This is a genomic window from Campylobacter concisus (genome assembly GCF_902460665.1).
GTDB lineage: Bacteria > Campylobacterota > Campylobacteria > Campylobacterales > Campylobacteraceae > Campylobacter_A > Campylobacter_A concisus_AL.
Genome location: NZ_CABPUR010000002.1, coordinates 396363 through 414844, shown reverse-complemented (window position 1 = coordinate 414844; position 18482 = coordinate 396363). Strand labels below are relative to the sequence as shown.

15 protein-coding genes and 6 tRNA genes are annotated in these 18482 nt (G+C 37.1%); 20 read left to right on the top strand and 1 reads right to left on the bottom strand.

Features of this window, described 5'->3' with window-relative positions:
- Positions 1–121 precede the first annotated feature (121 nt).
- The gene (locus F3G66_RS05425; protein WP_021090800.1) at positions 122–370 is read right to left on the bottom strand and encodes a hypothetical protein; all 249 of its coding nucleotides are present in this window, start codon (positions 368–370) and stop codon (positions 122–124) included.
- 238 nt (positions 371–608) lie between these two features.
- Here F3G66_RS05425 and F3G66_RS05420 point away from each other — a divergent pair.
- From F3G66_RS05420 to F3G66_RS05325, 20 genes are all read left to right on the top strand, one after another.
- Positions 609–684, top strand: a tRNA-Thr gene (locus F3G66_RS05420).
- Positions 685–737: 53 nt separating this feature from the next.
- Positions 738–822 (top strand) — tRNA-Tyr (locus F3G66_RS05415).
- Positions 823–829: 7 nt separating this feature from the next.
- Positions 830–906, top strand: a tRNA-Gly gene (locus F3G66_RS05410).
- A 126-nt stretch (positions 907–1032) separates the two neighbouring features.
- Positions 1033–1107 (top strand) — tRNA-Thr (locus F3G66_RS05405).
- Between the two features lie 74 nt (positions 1108–1181).
- Positions 1182–2381 (top strand): elongation factor Tu, encoded by a 1200-nt coding sequence (gene tuf, locus F3G66_RS05400; protein WP_021090663.1) that lies wholly within the window; start codon positions 1182–1184, stop codon positions 2379–2381.
- A 56-nt stretch (positions 2382–2437) separates the two neighbouring features.
- On the top strand, positions 2438–2596 hold the full coding sequence (rpmG, locus tag F3G66_RS05395; protein ID WP_035167196.1) for a 50S ribosomal protein L33: 159 nt from the start codon (positions 2438–2440) through the stop codon (positions 2594–2596).
- A gap of 13 nt (positions 2597–2609) precedes the next feature.
- A tRNA-Trp gene (locus tag F3G66_RS05390) sits at positions 2610–2685 on the top strand.
- Between the two features lie 17 nt (positions 2686–2702).
- Positions 2703–2882: a preprotein translocase subunit SecE gene (gene secE, locus F3G66_RS05385; RefSeq protein ID WP_035167317.1), complete on the top strand. Its 180-nt coding sequence runs from the start codon at positions 2703–2705 to the stop codon at positions 2880–2882.
- A 14-nt stretch (positions 2883–2896) separates the two neighbouring features.
- A complete protein-coding gene (gene nusG, locus F3G66_RS05380; RefSeq protein WP_054196403.1) occupies positions 2897–3427 on the top strand; it encodes a transcription termination/antitermination protein NusG in 531 nt (176 codons plus the stop codon).
- A 10-nt stretch (positions 3428–3437) separates the two neighbouring features.
- Positions 3438–3863: a 50S ribosomal protein L11 gene (gene rplK, locus F3G66_RS05375; RefSeq protein ID WP_021091067.1), complete on the top strand. Its 426-nt coding sequence runs from the start codon at positions 3438–3440 to the stop codon at positions 3861–3863.
- A 59-nt stretch (positions 3864–3922) separates the two neighbouring features.
- Positions 3923–4624, top strand: coding sequence for a 50S ribosomal protein L1 (rplA, locus tag F3G66_RS05370; protein WP_084108356.1), 702 nt, complete (start codon positions 3923–3925; stop codon positions 4622–4624).
- Between the two features lie 105 nt (positions 4625–4729).
- The gene (gene rplJ, locus F3G66_RS05365; RefSeq protein ID WP_021090459.1) at positions 4730–5215 is read left to right on the top strand and encodes a 50S ribosomal protein L10; all 486 of its coding nucleotides are present in this window, start codon (positions 4730–4732) and stop codon (positions 5213–5215) included.
- Positions 5216–5244: 29 nt separating this feature from the next.
- Positions 5245–5625, top strand: a complete 381-nt coding sequence (gene rplL / locus F3G66_RS05360) for a 50S ribosomal protein L7/L12 (RefSeq protein WP_021090592.1) — start codon at positions 5245–5247, stop codon at positions 5623–5625.
- Between the two features lie 118 nt (positions 5626–5743).
- A complete protein-coding gene (rpoB, locus tag F3G66_RS05355; RefSeq protein ID WP_149707392.1) occupies positions 5744–9889 on the top strand; it encodes a DNA-directed RNA polymerase subunit beta in 4146 nt (1381 codons plus the stop codon).
- Entirely contained in the window at positions 9876–14390 is a 4515-nt protein-coding gene (gene rpoC, locus F3G66_RS05350) for a DNA-directed RNA polymerase subunit beta' (protein WP_149707391.1), read from the top strand. Before rpoB ends, rpoC begins: the two co-directional genes overlap by 14 nt.
- A gap of 121 nt (positions 14391–14511) precedes the next feature.
- Positions 14512–14901 carry a DoxX family protein gene (locus F3G66_RS05345; protein ID WP_087585693.1) on the top strand — a complete coding sequence of 130 codons (390 nt, stop codon included), beginning with the start codon at positions 14512–14514 and terminating at the stop codon, positions 14899–14901.
- 131 nt (positions 14902–15032) lie between these two features.
- The gene (gene rpsL, locus F3G66_RS05340) at positions 15033–15431 is read left to right on the top strand and encodes a 30S ribosomal protein S12 (protein WP_021090705.1); all 399 of its coding nucleotides are present in this window, start codon (positions 15033–15035) and stop codon (positions 15429–15431) included.
- A gap of 78 nt (positions 15432–15509) precedes the next feature.
- Positions 15510–15980 carry a 30S ribosomal protein S7 gene (rpsG, locus tag F3G66_RS05335; protein WP_021090980.1) on the top strand — a complete coding sequence of 157 codons (471 nt, stop codon included), beginning with the start codon at positions 15510–15512 and terminating at the stop codon, positions 15978–15980.
- Positions 15981–15992: 12 nt separating this feature from the next.
- Entirely contained in the window at positions 15993–18071 is a 2079-nt protein-coding gene (gene fusA / locus F3G66_RS05330; RefSeq protein WP_149707390.1) for an elongation factor G, read from the top strand.
- Between the two features lie 79 nt (positions 18072–18150).
- Positions 18151–18227 (top strand) — tRNA-Arg (locus tag F3G66_RS05325).
- Positions 18228–18482: the final 255 nt, after the last annotated feature.

The following is an 18482-nucleotide window of genomic DNA, read 5'->3' as shown; positions in this document are numbered from 1 at the left end:
CAACTTTTACTGGCTAAAGAATACAATAAATATAAAATTTCAAATAAAAAATAATTTGCTAAAATCTTAAATAAAAAATTCTAGCAAATTTATTAATAGCCTAGATAAGAAATCAAAAACTTTAGTCTTCCAAATCGATATCTACTTTTTCAACATTTGTTATGATGTCTTTTGTATTTTTTTCGATATCGTGTTTATTTTTTTCAATAAGTGATCTATTTTGTCCAATCAAATCCCTATTTTCTTTAATGCCATCGCTATTTTGTTCAATTAATTTGCTAAGAGTCGATATTCTTTTCTCGTAACGTATCATTAGAAAATAAATTACATAAATTAGTAATAAAATTATCGCCCAAGGTAAAAATTGCATATTAAGTCCTTATATATTTTTTAGTAATTATAGGAATTTTAGCTTTTAAAAAAAATAAAACTATAAAAATTATACATTTTTCATAAATGCTTAATGATGTATTATGGATTTAAATCTAATAAAAATTTGTATTCTTAAATGGCTATATTTTATGATTTTAATTTTTACGAATAATTTTTTAAATTTCCCTTGACTTTTACCTTGTTTTGATATATAATTGCCACTTCACAAAACAGGTGCTGGTGTAGCTCAGTTGGTAGAGCTACTGCCTTGTAAGCAGTGGGTCGGCGGTTCAAGTCCGTTCACCAGCTCCATTTTTGTAACAGTGTTTGACCAGAAAATACCAAAATAGTTTATTAATGTTTAAGGTGAGATACTCAAGCGGCCAACGAGGGCAGACTGTAAATCTGCTGACTATGTCTTCCGTGGTTCGAATCCACGTCTCACCACCATTGTTATGCGGGAGTAGCTCAGTTGGCTAGAGCATCAGCCTTCCAAGCTGAGGGTCGCGGGTTCGAGCCCCGTTTCCCGCTCCAAAATTTGGGAAAATAAACTGGGAGCTGTATCTAGATTTTACTAAACACAGTTATTCCTTACTTTATTTTCAAAATTTTTAGTTGTTTGTATTATTTAATTGGAATCATCTCTGCCAAGCGTTTTTCGCTCATATGGCTCAGAGGTAGAGCACTTCCTTGGTAAGGAAGAGGTCGCGGGTTCAAGTCCCGCTATGAGCTCCACTGGTTAATATGATTTTATTATGATTATACAAATTTGGTAAGAAAAAAGACATATATCACATACGGAGGAAAAGATGGCTAAAGAAAAATTTTCACGTAACAAGCCGCACGTAAACATAGGTACTATTGGTCACGTAGATCATGGTAAAACTACATTAACAGCTGCAATATCTGCTGTTCTTTCACGCAAAGGACTTGCTGAGCTAAAAGATTATGATAATATTGATAATGCTCCAGAAGAAAAAGAGCGTGGTATTACAATTGCTACTTCACATATTGAGTACGAGACAGAGAAACGCCACTATGCCCACGTTGACTGCCCTGGTCACGCCGACTATGTAAAAAATATGATTACAGGTGCTGCGCAAATGGATGGAGCTATTCTGGTTGTTTCTGCAGCTGATGGCCCAATGCCACAAACTAGAGAGCATATTTTGTTATCACGCCAAGTTGGTGTTCCATACATTGTTGTTTTTATGAATAAAGCTGATATGGTTGATGATGCTGAGCTACTTGAATTGGTTGAAATGGAAATCCGCGAATTGCTTAATGAGTATAATTTCCCGGGTGATGATACACCTATTGTTTCTGGTTCAGCGCTTAAAGCTCTTGAAGAAGCAAAAGCTGGTCAAGATGGTGAATGGTCGGCAAAAATTATGGAATTAATGGACGCGGTTGATAGCTATATCCCAACTCCAGTTCGTGCGACAGATAAAGATCTTCTTATGCCAATCGAAGATGTTTTTTCGATTTCAGGTCGTGGTACAGTTGTAACTGGTAGAATTGAAAAAGGTGTTATAAAAGTTGGTGACACAATTGAAATTGTCGGTATTAAGCCAACTCAAACAACAACAGTTACTGGTGTTGAAATGTTTAGAAAAGAGATGGATCAAGGCGAAGCTGGTGATAATGTCGGCGTTCTTCTCCGTGGTACCAAGAAAGAGGATGTTGAGCGTGGTATGGTTCTTTGTAAACCTAAATCAATTACCCCTCATACAAAATTTGAAGGCGAAGTCTATATCTTAACAAAAGAAGAAGGTGGTCGCCATACTCCTTTCTTTAATAACTATAGACCACAGTTCTATGTAAGAACAACTGATGTTACTGGTTCAATTACGCTCCCAGAAGGAACAGAGATGGTTATGCCAGGTGATAATGTAAGAATTTCTGTTGAATTGATTGCTCCAGTAGCACTTGAGGAAGGTACTCGTTTTGCTATCCGTGAAGGTGGTAGGACTGTTGGTTCAGGTGTTGTTTCAAAAATACTTGGTTAATTTATAAAAATTTGTCAAAGGGAGGATATCCCTTTGATATCTTAATAAGGACTTATATGAGAATTAAAATTGGTTTAAAATGCTCTGAAAGTGGTGATATAAATTATACAACAACTAAAAATAGTAAAACTACTACGGATAAAGTTGAACTTAAAAAGTATTGCCCAAGATTAAAAAAACATACTATTCATAAAGAAGTTAAATTAAAAAGTTAATTAAGAAGCTATTAGGGCAATAGCTCCAACGGTAGAGCGCTGGATTCCAAATCCAATGGTTGGGGGTTCGAATCCCTCTTGCCCTGCCACGACTAAGGTTAAGATTATGGAAAAAATTATAAATTATATTAGGCTTTCTAAATTGGAAATAATGAAGGTTATTTATCCCACAAAAGAACAAATTAGAAATGCTTTTTTTGCAGTTTTTATCGTAGTTGCTGTTGTATCACTTTTTTTAGCTCTTGTCGATGTTATTATGTCCTTTGTTCTATCTAAAGTTATATGATATAAGGAAAAGTAATGTCACATAAATGGTATGCTATACAGACTTACGCTGGAAGCGAAATGGCAGTAAAAAGAGGAATTGAAAATTTAGTAAAAGATCATGGAATAGAAGATCAGCTAAAAGAAGTTATAGTTCCTACAGAAGACGTAATTGAAATAAAAAATGGCAAGCAAAAAATCAACGAAAGAACTCTTTATCCAGGTTATGCTTTTGCATGCTTAGACCTTGATACAGCTCTTTGGCACAGGATTCAATCTTTACCAAAAGTTGGACGTTTTATTGGTGAAGCTAAAAAACCTACACCATTATCTGAAAAGGATATTAATACTATTTTGGAAAAAGTTCAAAAAAGAGCTGCGCCAAAACCTAAGATATTTTTTGAGGATGGTGAGAGTGTTCGTATAACAGAAGGTCCTTTTGCTAACTTTACAGGTATTGTTGAAGAATATGACATGATACATGGAAAACTTAGGCTTAATGTTTCTATTTTTGGTAGAAGCACCCCTGTTGATATTTTGTATTCACAAGTTGAGAAGATAATTTAAGGAGCAAGAAATGGCTAAAAAAGTTATAGGTGAAATAAAATTACAAATTGCTGCAACAAAAGCAAACCCTAGTCCGCCGGTTGGTCCAGCTCTTGGACAAAAAGGTGTTAATATTATGGAATTTTGTAAAGCCTTTAATGAGAGAACAAAAGATATGGTTGGGTTTAATATTCCAGTTGTTATAACTGTTTATGCTGATAAAAGTTTTACATTTATCACAAAACAGCCTCCTGCTACAGATCTTATTAAAAAGGCTGCAGGTATAACAAAAGGAACTGATAATCCTTTAAAAAATAAAGTAGGCAAATTGACAAAAGCTCAAGTTCTAGAAATAGTTGAGAAAAAACTTGTTGATTTGAATACAAATGATAAAGAGCAAGCAGCCAAGATTATTGCTGGTTCAGCTCGCTCAATGGGTGTCGAAGTAGTAGACTAAAGCCTTTACCGTCAGGTTGATTAGCAAAAGACGGAAGCAATATATATGCGGAGAAATTTATGGGAAAAACTAGCAAGAGATTTCAAGAATTGCTCAAAAAAGTAGAGCAAGATAAAATTTATAACCTTAGCGAGGCTATTGACACAGTTAAAACTCTGGCTTCTGCTAAATTTAATGAAACAGTTGAGATCGCATTAAAATTAAATGTTGATCCAAGACATGCCGATCAAATGGTTCGTGGTTCAGTCGTTTTGCCGGCCGGTACAGGTAAGACTGTAAGAGTTGCTGTTATTGCTAAAGATGCTAAAGCTGATGAGGCAAAAGCAGCTGGTGCTGATATTATTGGCGCAGATGATTTAGTTGAAGATATACAAAAAGGTATAATGAATTTTGATGTTCTTATAGCTACTCCAAACTTAATGGGTCTTGTAGGTAAGGTTGGTAGAATTTTAGGACCAAAAGGATTAATGCCAAATCCAAAAACTGGTACAGTCACAATGGATGTTGCACAAGCTGTTAATAATGCAAAAAGCGGTCAAGTAAATTTCCGTGTTGATAAGCAAGGAAATATACATGCAGGTCTTGGTAAAGTTAATTTTACTAAAGAACAATTAAATGAAAATATTTCAACATTTATTAAAGCGATCAATAAACATAAGCCTGCAACCGCAAAGGGTAGATATGTTAAAAATGCTTCGTTGTCTTTGACAATGAGCCCATCTATAGCTCTTGATACTCAAGAAGTTATGGACTTAAAATAAAACTAAAAATTAAAATTTATATCTTAGATTGGAGATAGCCGAGGCCATTGGGCTTAATTGATTCGACCCGCTCTGCTTGAAATTACCGGTCGGAAAGGAGAAAAAGTGACACGTAACGAAAAAACTGAAGTTGTTGCAAAATTAGAGAGCGAATTTAAGACTGCAGAAGCTATCGTAGTTTGTGACTATCGTGGTCTTTCAGTCAAGAAGCTTGAAGTTTTAAGAAATTCTGCTAAAGAACAAAATGTAAAAGTTCAGGTTATTAAAAATACTCTTGCAAATATTGCTCTTAAAAATTCTGATAAAGTCGGAATGGAACTCAAAGATACAAATATCTATCTTTGGAGTGAAGATCAATTAGCAGTAACTAAAGTAGCCGCAAAATTTGAAGAGTCTAATGCTGATCTTTTCAAAATAAAAACAGCTTATATTGATGGCGAAGTTGCTAGCGTTGATAAAGTTAAAGCTCTATCTAAAATGCCTAGCCGTGATGAGCTTATTGCGATGCTTTTACAAGTTTGGAATGCGCCGATTCAAAATTTCACAATTGGTTTGAATGCGCTTAAAGAGAAAAAAGAACAATCAGCTTAATTAAAATTAAAAAATAATAAGGATTAAAAATGGCAATTACTAAAGAAGATGTATTAGAGTTTATATCTAATCTTTCTGTACTTGAGCTTAGTGAACTTGTAAAAGAGTTCGAAGAGAAATTTGGTGTTAGCGCTGCTCCTGTAATGGTAGCTGGTGGCGCTGTTGCGGCAGGTGGTGCAGCAGCTGCAGCAGAGGAAAAAACAGAATTTAACATTGTTTTGGTTGATTCTGGTGATAAGAAAATCAACGTTATTAAAGTTGTTAGAGCGCTTACTGGTCTTGGTCTTAAAGAAGCTAAAGATGCAGTTGAGGGAACACCATCTGTTCTTAAAGAAGGCGTTAGCAAAGATGAGGCTGAGGCAGCTAAAAAAGAGCTTGAAGAAGCTGGTGCTAAGGTTGAACTTAAATAATTTTTTATTATTTGAGCTTAATATTTCAAGAGAGGGCACAGTCTCTCTCTTTTTTAAATTTTAGATGCCTTGTTAAAAGGCTATACTTTTCTTTCAAAATTACCACGAGGTAGATGCAATGTTAAATAGCTTATACTCAGGAAATCGTCTTAGGGTTGACTTCTCTAATGTCGTTAAGGAGATAGACGTTCCGAACCTACTACAACTACAAAAAAAGAGCTTTGATAATTTTTTAAATCTAAATAACAACCAAACAGAAAGCGGTATAGAAAAAGTTTTCAAATCAATCTTCCCAATACATGATCCACAAAATCGTTTGACTTTAGAATATGTTGGCTCAGAAATTGGAAAACCAAAATATACGATCAGAGAGTGTATAGAAAGAGGTCTTACATACTCTGTAAATTTAAAGATGAAAATACGTCTTATCGTTCATGAGAAAGATGATAAGACAGGCGATAAAGTCGGTGTTAAAGATATAAAAGAACAAGAAATTTTTATACGTGAAATTCCACTAATGACTGATAGAATTTCATTTATTATAAATGGTGTTGAGCGTGTTGTTGTAAATCAACTCCATAGAAGTCCAGGTGTTATTTTTAAACAAGAAGAGAGCGCGACTGTTGCAAATAAATTAATTTATACAGCTCAAATAATACCTGATCGTGGCTCTTGGCTACATTTCGAATATGACACAAAAGATATTTTATATGTTAGGATAAATAAACGTAGAAAAGTGCCAGTAACTATATTATTTAGGGCGCTTGGATATAAAAAACAAGACATTATTAAGTTGTTTTATCCAATACAAAATTTAATTATTAAAAATAACAAATTCTTAACTCTTTTTAATCCTGAAGATTATTTGGGAAGAGTTGAATATGATATAAAAAACGAAGATGGAGAAATTCTTCACCAGGCAGGCAAACGTCTAACTAAGAAAAAAGCTGATAAGTTGATTGAAGATGGCGTAAAATTTGTTGAATACCCAGTTGAAGCACTTATCGGTAGATATTTGGCAAATCCTGTAATAAATACAGAGAGTGGAGAAATTTTATATGATACACTATCTGCTCTTGATGAGAATAAACTTGCAAAAATTTTAGCTGAGCATGAAAGTATTGAGATTATAAATAACTCTGCTGCTGGTGTTGATGATGCAATTATAAATTCTTTCATAGCTGATAACGATATGCTTAAGGTTTTAAAACAAACTGAGGGTGTGGATGATGAAAATGATCTTGCGGCTATTAGAATTTATAAGGTCATGAGACCAGGAGAGCCGGTTGTAAAAGAGGCTGCAAAGAGTTTTGTAAATGATATGTTATTTAATCCTGAGAGATACGATTTAACAAAAGTTGGTCGTATGAAAATGAATCATAAGCTCTCTCTTGATGTGCCAGAATACGTTACTTTACTAACAAGTGAAGATATCATAAAAACTGCAAAATATCTTATAAAAGTTAAAAATGGACAAGGTCACATTGATGACCGCGACCATCTTGGCAACCGCCGTATAAGGTCAATCGGTGAGCTACTTGCTAGCGAACTTCACCTTGGTTTCGTAAAGATGCAAAAGGCAATTCGCGACAAATTTACAAGCTTAAGCAATAATACTGAAGAGATTATGCCATACGACCTTATTAATCCAAAAATGATCACAGCTACAATTATGGAATTTTTTACGGGTGGTCAGCTAAGCCAGTTTATGGATCAGACAAACCCACTTAGTGAAGTTACTCACAAGCGCCGTCTATCTGCGCTTGGCGAGGGCGGCTTAGTAAAAGAGCGTGCTGGCTTTGAGGTGCGCGACGTTCACCCAACCCACTACGGCAGAATTTGTCCGGTTGAGACTCCAGAAGGTCAAAATATTGGTCTTATCAATACGCTTTCAACCTATGCAAAAGTGAACGATCTTGGCTTTGTTGAAGCGCCTTACAAAAAAGTTATAGATGGCAAAGTGACTGATGAGATAGTTTACTTAACCGCAACTCAAGAAGAGGGTAATGTTATAGCTCCAGCATCAACTAAACTTGATGAAAATGGACACATCGTTGAGGACTTGATTGAGGTTAGAAAAGATGGCGAGATGATGCTTGCCCGTAGAGAAGATGTTGCTTTGATCGACCTTTGTTCTGGTATGATAGCTGGTGTTGCGGCTTCACTTATTCCATTCCTAGAGCATGATGATGCTAACCGTGCTCTCATGGGTTCAAACATGCAACGTCAGGCAGTACCACTACTTCGCTCAACTGCTCCTATTGTTGGAACAGGTATGGAAAGCGTTATTGCAAGAGATGCATGGGAAAGCGTAAAAGCAAGACGTAGTGGTGTGGTTGAAAAGGTTGACAATAAAAATATATTCATTTTAGGCGAAGACGAAGCTGGTCCATATATTGATCACTACTCTTTGGAGAAAAATTTAAGAACAAACCAAAATACGACTTTTTCTCAACATCCGATAGTTAAAAAAGGTGATGAGATTATTGCTGGCCAAATCATAGCTGACGGCCCAAGCATGGAAAAAGGCGAGCTAGCTATCGGTAAAAATGCACTAATCGCATTTATGCCTTGGAATGGCTATAACTACGAGGACGCGATCGTTATTAGTGAAAAAATGATACGTGAAGATGCTTTTACAAGTGTCCATATCTATGAAAAAGAGATCGAGGCTCGTGAGTTAAAAGATGGGGTTGAGGAGATAACAAAAGATATACCAAACGTCAAAGAAGAGGAGCTTATGCACCTTGATGAGAGTGGTATTGTCAAAATTGGTACAGAGATTAAGCCTGGTATGATCCTTGTTGGTAAAGTATCTCCAAAAGGCGAAGTTAAGCCAACTCCAGAAGAGAGGTTGCTTCGTGCGATCTTTGGTGAAAAGGCCGGTCATGTTGTAAACAAATCGCTCTACGCTTCAGCTTCAATGGAAGGCGTGGTTGTTGATGTTAAAATTTTCACCAAAAAAGGATATGAAAAAGATAGTAGAACAAATAAAGCTTACGAAGAAGAGAAGACTCTTTTAGAAAAAGAACATCACGATAGACTACTTATGCTAGACCGCGAAGAGATGCTAAAAGTTACAGCACTTCTTTCTAAAAATCCACTAGCAAGTGATCAAGAGGTAAATAAAAAAGAGTATAAGAAAGGCTCAAATATCAATAAGGCTGATCTTGAAAATATAAATAGGTTTACTCTAAATGCTATCGTTAAAAGCTTTTCAAAAGATATCCAAAAGAAATATGACGAGCTAAAAAATTACTTCCAAAACGAAAAGAAAAAGCTCAAAGAAGAGCACGATGCTAAGATAGAAATTTTAGAAAAAGATGACATTTTACCAAGCGGCGTTGTAAAACTTGTAAAAGTTTATATAGCTACAAAACGCAAACTAAAAGTCGGCGATAAGATGGCTGGACGTCACGGTAATAAAGGTATCGTTTCAAATATAGTAAGAGAAGTCGATATGCCTTATCTTCCAAGCGGTCAGATTGTAGACATCGTGCTAAACCCACTTGGCGTTCCAAGCCGTATGAACATCGGTCAAATTTTAGAGAGCCACCTTGGTCTTGTTGGCTACCGCTTAGGCGAGCAGATAAATGAAATTTTTGAGACCAAAAAAGGCGAGTGGATAAAAGAGCTAAGAGCTAAGATGATAGAAATAGCAGGTGTTGCTAAGCTAATGGATGCTAAAAAAGCTCTTGGCAAGATGAGTGATGAGAAGCTTCTTGCGTATGCAAAAGATTGGAGTAATGGCGTAAGATTTGCAACTCCGATTTTTGAAGGCGTTAAGGCTGACGAATTTGCAAAACTATTTGAGATGGCAAAGATAGATAGCGATGGTAAAACTGAGCTATACGATGGACGCACAGGCTCAAAGATAAGAGAACGTGTTAATGTTGGTTGTATGTATATGCTAAAACTTCACCACTTGGTTGATGAAAAAGTTCACGCAAGAAGCACTGGACCATATAGCCTTGTTACACAGCAACCTGTCGGCGGTAAGGCGCTATTTGGTGGTCAAAGGTTTGGTGAGATGGAGGTTTGGGCACTTGAGGCTTATGGTGCCGCTCATACACTAAGAGAGATGCTAACTGTAAAATCAGATGATGTTGAGGGAAGACTTTCTGCTTATAAGGCTTTAACAAGAGGTGAAAACGTTCCTGAGACTGGCATCCCTGAGACGTTCTTTGTTCTAACAAACGAGCTAAAATCACTAGCTCTTGATGTAGAAGTATATGATGAGGATGAGACAAATGAAACTAACTAATTTAAAACCAGTTGAGATAAAAGAAGAGCATAGACCTCGTGATTTTGAAGCTTTTCAACTTCGTTTAGCAAGTCCTGAGAAGATAAAATCTTGGAGTTATGGCGAAGTTAAAAAACCAGAAACTATCAACTACCGTACGCTAAAACCTGAGCGTGACGGCTTGTTTTGTGCGAAAATTTTTGGACCGATCCGTGATTACGAGTGCCTTTGTGGCAAATATAAAAAGATGCGTTATAAAGGTATAAAGTGCGAAAAGTGCGGCGTTGAAGTAACAACATCTAAGGTTCGCCGCTCTCGCATGGGTCACATTGAGCTTGTAACTCCAGTGGCTCACATTTGGTATGTAAATTTCTTGCCAAGCCGTATTGGTGCACTTCTTGGTATTAAGATGAAGGATCTTGAGCGCGTACTTTACTATGAGGCATACATTGTTGATAATGCTGGCGAGGCTTATTACGACAATGAAAATTCTAAAAAAGTTGAAAAATACGACGTTTTAAATGAAGAGCAATATCAAAGCCTAGCTTCAAGATATGAAGAGACTGGTTTTACAGCTAGAATGGGTGGTGAGGTCATCTATGACATGCTAGCCGAGCTTGATTTGATGGAAATTTTAAATCAACTAAAAGAAGAGATGGAGTCTACAAATTCTGAGGCCAAGAAAAAGACTATCGTAAAACGCCTAAAAGTTATCGAGAGCTTTTTAAATTCAGGCAACCGCCCAGAGTGGATGATGATAACAAATTTACCAGTTCTTCCACCTGATCTTAGACCGCTAGTCAGCCTTGATGGTGGTAAATTTGCTGTTTCAGACGTAAACGACCTATATCGCCGCGTAATAAATAGAAATAGTCGTCTAAAACGTCTACTTGAGCTTGACGCACCTGAGATCATTATAAGAAATGAAAAGAGAATGCTTCAAGAAGCAGTTGATGCGCTATTTGACAATGGTCGCAGAGCAAATGCAGTAAAAGGTGCAAATAAGCGCCCACTAAAATCACTAAGCGAGATCATCAAAGGTAAGCAAGGCCGCTTCCGTCAGAATTTGCTAGGTAAGCGTGTTGACTTCTCTGGACGTTCTGTTATTGTTGTTGGTCCAAAGCTAAAGATGGATCAGTGCGGTCTTCCAAAGAAGATGGCTCTAGAGCTATTTAAGCCACATTTACTTGCTCGCCTTGAAGAAAAAGGCTATGCGACAACTGTTAAGCAAGCTAAAAAAATGATAGAAGATAAGACAAATGAGGTTTGGGAGTGCCTAGAAGAGGTTGTTAAAGACTATCCGGTTATGCTAAACCGTGCTCCGACACTTCACAAACTTTCTATCCAGGCGTTTCACCCAGTGCTTGTTGAAGGCAAGGCGATCCAACTTCACCCACTAGTTTGTGCGGCGTTCAACGCAGACTTTGACGGTGACCAAATGGCTGTTCACGTGCCACTATCACAAGAGGCTATCGCTGAGTGCAAAATTTTAATGCTTAGCTCAATGAACATCTTGCTTCCTGCAAGTGGTAAGGCTATCACAGTTCCTTCACAAGATATGGTTTTAGGAATTTATTATTTAAGCCTAGAGAGAAATGATGAAAAAGGTGCAAATAAAATTTTCTCAAGCGTTGATGAAGTAATGATCGCTGAAGAGGCTAATACCCTTGGTCTTCATGCAAAAATTAAGACAATGGTTGATAACAAGATCATCTTTACGACGGCTGGTCGCTTGATTTTAAGAGCGATACTTCCTGATTTTGTTCCTGAAAATATGTGGAATAAGATTATGAAGAAAAAAGATATTGCAAATTTGGTTGATTACATTTATAGAAATGGCGGTCTTGAAGTAACGGCCGACTTCCTTGATAAGCTTAAAAATTTAGGCTTTAGATATGCTACAAAAGCTGGAATTTCTATCTCTATTGCTGATATTATCGTGCCTGATAGCAAGCAAAAATATATCGACGAAGCCAAGAAAAAAGTTCGCGAAATTCAAAAGCAATACGGCGCTGGTCTTTTAACAGATAGTGAGAGATACAACAAGATCATTGATATCTGGACAGATACAAACAACAGCGTTGCAAGCGAGATGATGAAACTTATCCAAAACGATAAAGGTGGATTTAACTCAATTTATATGATGGCAGACTCAGGTGCGAGAGGTAGTGCAGCACAAATTCGCCAGCTAGCTGGTATGCGTGGTCTTATGGCAAAACCTGATGGCTCAATTATTGAAACACCTATCATTTCAAACTTCCGTGAAGGTCTAAACATAATGGAGTACTTCAACTCTACCCACGGAGCTAGAAAAGGTCTTGCGGATACTGCGTTAAAAACAGCTAACGCTGGTTACTTAACAAGAAAGCTAATCGACGTTGCTCAAAACGTTAAGGTTACAATGCATGACTGTGGTACACACGAGGGTGTTGAGATCACAGATATTACAGAGAGTGGCGAGCTAATAGAGAGCCTTGAAGAAAGAGTCTTGGGTCGTGTTTTAGCAGATGATGTGATCGATCCTATAACTAATGAAATTTTATTTAGCGAAGGCACATTACTTGATGAAGAAAAAGCTAGAGCTATAACCGAGGCTGGCATAAAAGCAGTAAGCATTAGAACACCTATCACGTGCAAAGCACCAAAAGGCGTTTGTGCAAAATGCTACGGCTTAAATTTGGGTGAAGGTAAACTTGTAAAACCAGGTGAAGCAGTTGGTATCATTTCAGCCCAATCTATCGGTGAGCCAGGTACGCAGCTAACACTAAGAACATTCCACATCGGTGGTACGGCTTCTACTGAACAACAAGATCGCCAAGTAATCGCTCAAAAAGAAGGTTTTATTAGATATTACAACCTTAATACTTATGATAATGGCGATAAGAAGATCGTTGCAAATAGAAGAAGCGCGGCTGTGCTGCTTGTTGAGCCAAAGATTAAATCAACGATTGACGGCAAAATAGAGATCGAATATGCCCACGAAGATGTAAATATCGTGATAAAAGGTAAAAAAGAAGAGGTTAAATATACAATTAGAAGAAATGATCTTGCTAAGCCAAATGAATTAGCTGGTGTTAGCGGAAAGATCGAAGGAAAGATGTATATACCTTATGTAAGTGGCGATAAGGTAAAAGAGAATGAAAGTATCGTTGAGATCATAAAAGAGGGTTGGAATATCCCAAATCGTATCCCATACGCTAGTGAACTTAAAATTTCAGACGGAGATCCGGTAACTCGTAAAATTTTAGCTGACGCAAATGGTGTGGTTAAATTTTTCATATTAAAAGGTGATTATCTTGATAGGGTTAAAGATATCAAAAAAGGTCACAAAGTAACTGAAAAAGGTTTCTTTGTAGTTGTTTCTGATAAAGATGGACGTGAGGCGGTTCGCCACTATATCCCAAGAAATTCTATCATCCAAGTTTCTGATAATGATGCAGTTGAGAGAGCGACAGTAGTCTCATTGCCTGAAAAAGATGATAAGTTAATTATTGCTGAGTGGGACCCATACTCAACTCCAACTATTGCTGAAGAAGCTGGTGTGGTTAGCTTTGAGGATGTCGAGCCAGGATATAGTGCGACTGAGCAAGCTGACGAGGCAACTGGTCAAAGACGTCTTGTCATCAACGAATATTTGCCAAGTGGCGTAAAACCAGCGATCATTATCACTACAAAGAGCGGACATTTGATCAAGTATCCACTTGATCCAAAAACTGCGATCTTTGTTTCAAGTGGCGATGAAGTGGCCCAAGCTGACATTTTGGCTAAGACTCCAAAAGCTGTTGCTAAGTCAAAAGATATCACTGGTGGTCTTCCAAGAGTTAGTGAGCTATTTGAGGCAAGACGCCCTAAAAATACAGCTATCGTTGCAGAGATCGATGGTGTTGTTAGATTTGACAAGCCACTTCGCTCAAAAGAGCGCGTCATCATCCAAGCAGAAGATGGCACGACAGCTGAGTATTTGATCGAGAAGAGCCGCCAGATCCAAGTAAGAGACGGCGAATTTGTTCATGCTGGTGAGAAACTAACAGACGGACTTATCTCAAGCCACGATATCTTAAGAATTCTTGGCGAAAAGGCACTTCACTACTATTTGATCAGTGAAATTCAGCAAGTTTATCGTCGCCAAGGTGTTGCGATCGCTGATAAGCACATCGAGATCATCGTCTCTCAAATGCTTCGCCAAGTCAAAATCGTGGATAGTGGAAATACAAATTTCATCGTTGGCGACATGGTTTCAAGAAACAAATTTAAAGAAGAGAACGAGCGCATCATGAAAATGGGTGGCGAGCCAGCTATCGCTGAGCCGATCCTTCTCGGTGTTACAAGAGCGGCTATCGGAAGTGATAGTGTGATCTCTGCTGCGTCATTCCAAGAGACAACTAAGGTCTTAACAGAAGCGTCAATCGCTGCTAAATTTGACTATCTTGAAGATCTAAAAGAGAACGTCATCCTTGGACGTATGATCCCAGTTGGTACTGGTTTTTATAAGGATAAAAAAGTAAAAATCAAAGAAAACTAATACTTCAAGCCCCTATTTTCGGGGCTTAATCTCTTTATAAAATTAAATCAATTAAAAATTTACAAGCTATTAACTGTCACCTAATAAAATCCTTATCTTTAAATCACATCATGGAGAATTTATGAAAAACGTTGATCTTGGACTTTTATTTATACGTTTAGGACTTGGTATCTGCCTTTTTATGCATGGTTTTGGTAAAATTTTACATGGGCTTAGCGGGGTAAAAGGTATATTAGTAAATGCTGGTTTACCTGGATTTTTGGCATATTTTTCTTACCTTGGAGAGGTCTTAGCACCCATCATGTTAATTATTGGTTTTTACTCAAGGGTAGGCGCTATCCTAGTTTTAGGTACCAGTATTACTATTTTATACTCCTACTATGGATTTGCAAATTTATTTGCATTAAATGAGGTTAATGGCTTTAAATCAGAGCTTATTTACCTTTATATTGCTATTTCACTTTGTATTCTTTTGATAGGTAGCGGCAAATATGCTGTCAAGCAAGACTAATACAAAATAAAGACAACAGAGTTTTTATAAAATCAAGAATCATATGAGTAAGTCTAACTTATTAACCGTTATTTAAGTTTATTTTAAATAAAATTAGGTCTTTTTAATAAATTTAGTTGAAAGGAATTATTGTGCCAACCATAAATCAATTGGTCAGAAAAGAACGCAAGAAAGTGACTGTTAAGTCAAAATCTCCAGCGTTAAAAGAGTGCCCTCAAAGAAGAGGAGTTTGCACTAGGGTTTATACTACAACTCCTAAAAAACCAAACTCAGCTTTGAGGAAAGTTGCCAAAGTTAGGCTAACAAGTGGTTTTGAAGTCATCAGCTATATCGGCGGTGAAGGTCATAACCTACAAGAACACAGTATCGTTTTAGTTCGCGGCGGTAGGGTTAAAGACTTACCAGGTGTTAAATATCACATCGTTCGTGGTGCACTTGATACTGCTGGTGTTGCAAAAAGAACAGTTTCTCGTTCTAAATATGGTGCTAAACGCCCTAAAGCTGGCGCTGCAGCTGCAACAAAAAAGTAAAAATTTAGGTTCGCAGACGTTGCTAAAATTTGCAAACGTTTGAGTAAAATTTCATAAAAATTTGAAGGAAAGATCAAAATGAGAAGAAGAAAAGCCCCTGTAAGGGAAGTCTTACCTGATCCGATTTACGGAAATAAAATAATCACTAAATTTATTAACTCTCTTATGTATGATGGCAAAAAAAGCGTCGCTACTGAGATAATGTATGGTGCTATTAAAGCCATAGAAAAGAAAAATGCTGAGGTTAAAGGCATCGACGTTTTTAACGATGCTATTGAAAATGTAAAACCTATTTTAGAAGTTAAATCACGCCGTGTTGGTGGTGCTACCTATCAAGTACCAGTTGAGGTTCGCCCAGCTCGCCAACAAGCTCTTGCTATCCGCTGGCTTATAACTTACGCTAGAAAAAGAAGCGAAAGAACTATGATAGATAAACTAGCGAATGAGCTCTTAGATGCGGCAAACTCAAAAGGTGCATCTTTCAAGAAGAAGGAAGATACTTACAAGATGGCAGAGGCTAATAAAGCATTTGCTCACTACCGCTGGTAAGAAAGAATTAATATGGCAGAGAGAAAAACGCCTTTACATAAGGTAAGAAATATCGGTATTGCGGCTCACATTGATGCTGGAAAGACAACTACTAGCGAGAGAATTTTATTCTTTACTGGCATGAGCCATAAAATAGGTGAGGTTCATGATGGTGCTGCTACCATGGACTGGATGGAACAAGAAAAAGAGCGTGGTATTACTATTACTTCAGCTGCAACTACGGCATTTTGGAAGGGTTATCAAATAAACCTAATCGACACTCCGGGACACGTTGACTTTACTATCGAAGTTGAGCGTTCTATGCGTGTTCTTGACGGTGCTGTTTCAGTATTTTGTTCTGTTGGTGGTGTTCAACCACAATCGGAAACTGTTTGGAGACAAGCAAATAAATATCACGTACCAAGAATCGTTTTTGTTAATAAAATGGATAGAATAGGTGCAAATTTCTTTAGAGTTGAAGAGCAGATTAGGGAAAGACTAAAAGCAAACCCAATTCCTATTCAAATTCCTATAGGTGCTGAGGATAACTTTAGAGGTGTGGTTGACCTTGTAAGAATGAAAGCTTACGTTTGGAATGATGAGAAAAAACCAACTGACTATGTTGAAGAAGAAATTCCAGCTGAAGTTAAAGATAAAGCAGAAGAATATCGCGCGAAACTAATCGAAGCTGTTTCAGAGACAGATGATAGCTTGATGGAGAAATTTTTTGCTGGTGAAGAGCTAAGTGAAGAAGAGATTAAAAAAGGCATAAAAGCAGGCTGCTTGAGAATGACTATTACACCTATGCTTTGTGGAACCGCGTTTAAAAACAAGGGTATTCAACCTCTACTTGATGCTGTTGTTGATTACTTGCCAGCTCCAGATGAAATTGAAGCTATTAAGGGCGTATATGATGATGGCACTGAAGTAACTGTTGAAAGCACTGATAATGGTGAATTTGCAGCTCTTGCATTTAAGATTATGACTGACCCATTTGTCGGACAGCTAACATTTATTCGTGTTTATAGAGGAAGCTTGGAAAGCGGTAGCTATGCTTATAATACCGTTCAAGATAGTAAAGAGAGAATCGGTCGCTTACTAAAAATGCACTCAAATAAACGTGAAGAGATTACTGAGCTTTTCGCTGGTGAGATCGGCGCTGTTGTTGGTCTAAAAAATACTCTAACAGGTGATACTCTAGCTAGTGAAAAAGATAAAGTTATTCTCGAAAGAATGGACTTTCCAGAGCCAGTTATTAGTGTTGCAGTTGAACCAAAAACAAAAGCAGATCAAGAAAAAATGGCGATCGCTCTTCAAAAACTAGCTCAAGAAGATCCAAGTTTTAGAGTTAGCACAGACGAAGAGAGCGGTCAAACTATTATTAGTGGTATGGGTGAGCTTCACCTTGAGATCATTGTTGATCGTATGCTTCGTGAATTTAAAGTTGATGCTGAAGTTGGTCAACCACAAGTTGCTTATCGCGAAACTATTCGTAAGACAGTTGAGCAGGAATATAAGTATGCTAAACAATCAGGCGGTCGTGGTCAATATGGTCACGTATTTTTACGTATTGAACCGCTTCCAGCTGCTAGTGGATTTGAGTTTGTTAATGATATCAAAGGTGGTGTTGTTCCAAAAGAATATATTCCAGCTGTTGAAAAAGGTTGCAAAGAAGCACTTCAAAGCGGTGTTCTTGCTGGTTATCCAGTTGAAGATGTTAAAGTTACCCTTTTTGATGGTAGCTACCATGAAGTTGACTCGTCTGAAATGGCATTTAAACTTGCTGCTTCAATGGGCTTTAAGGAAGGTGCTAGAAAAGCAGGTGCTGTTATTCTTGAGCCTATGATGAAGGTTGAAGTTGAAACTCCAGAAGAGTATATGGGTGATGTTATAGGTGACCTTAACAAACGCCGTGGCCAAGTAAATTCAATGGATGATAGAAATGGTGTGAAGATCATTGCAGCTTATTGTCCATTAGCTCAAATGTTTGGCTATTCAACAGATCTTCGCTCAATGACTCAAGGGCGTGCAACTTATTCAATGGAATTCGATCACTACGAAGAAGTTCCTAAAAATGTAAGTGATGAGATCATTAAAAAGAGAAATGGCTAATTAACCAAAGAAGGGCAGAGTAATCTGTCCTTCAAAAATTATTTATTCTGATAAAATCTATCTACAAAATATATAAATTGTCCTCATAGCTCAGCTGGATAGAGCGTAGAATTCCTAATTCTAAGGCCACAGGTTCGAACCCTGTTGGGGACACCATCATACAATCGCCTTTGTAAATTACAAAGCACCCAAACAAGTGTTTTTTAAATATACTAAAACGTATAACAAGATATAACAATTTATAAAAAATATTCTTATGCTGATCAGCAAATAGAGTAAAAGAAAAAAATACAAAGAATGGACTTTATAAAAAAGATTATAAGTGATATGCAAACAAGATCACTAATATCAAAGAGAAATTTTATAAAAAGCATAATGGTAAATGACTATTTTTTGTCAATCTAGTTGGTT

Coding starts and splice junctions, on each gene's coding strand:
- F3G66_RS05425 (WP_021090800.1), bottom strand. CDS start 370: ATGCAATTTTTACCTTGGGCGATAATTTTATTACTAATTTATGTAATT.
- tuf (WP_021090663.1), top strand. CDS start 1,182: ATGGCTAAAGAAAAATTTTCACGTAACAAGCCGCACGTAAACATAGGT.
- rpmG (WP_035167196.1), top strand. CDS start 2,438: ATGAGAATTAAAATTGGTTTAAAATGCTCTGAAAGTGGTGATATAAAT.
- secE (WP_035167317.1), top strand. CDS start 2,703: ATGGAAAAAATTATAAATTATATTAGGCTTTCTAAATTGGAAATAATG.
- nusG (WP_054196403.1), top strand. CDS start 2,897: ATGTCACATAAATGGTATGCTATACAGACTTACGCTGGAAGCGAAATG.
- rplK (WP_021091067.1), top strand. CDS start 3,438: ATGGCTAAAAAAGTTATAGGTGAAATAAAATTACAAATTGCTGCAACA.
- rplA (WP_084108356.1), top strand. CDS start 3,923: ATGGGAAAAACTAGCAAGAGATTTCAAGAATTGCTCAAAAAAGTAGAG.
- rplL (WP_021090592.1), top strand. CDS start 5,245: ATGGCAATTACTAAAGAAGATGTATTAGAGTTTATATCTAATCTTTCT.
- rpoB (WP_149707392.1), top strand. CDS start 5,744: ATGTTAAATAGCTTATACTCAGGAAATCGTCTTAGGGTTGACTTCTCT.
- rpoC (WP_149707391.1), top strand. CDS start 9,876: ATGAAACTAACTAATTTAAAACCAGTTGAGATAAAAGAAGAGCATAGA.
- F3G66_RS05345 (WP_087585693.1), top strand. CDS start 14,512: ATGAAAAACGTTGATCTTGGACTTTTATTTATACGTTTAGGACTTGGT.
- rpsG (WP_021090980.1), top strand. CDS start 15,510: ATGAGAAGAAGAAAAGCCCCTGTAAGGGAAGTCTTACCTGATCCGATT.
- fusA (WP_149707390.1), top strand. CDS start 15,993: ATGGCAGAGAGAAAAACGCCTTTACATAAGGTAAGAAATATCGGTATT.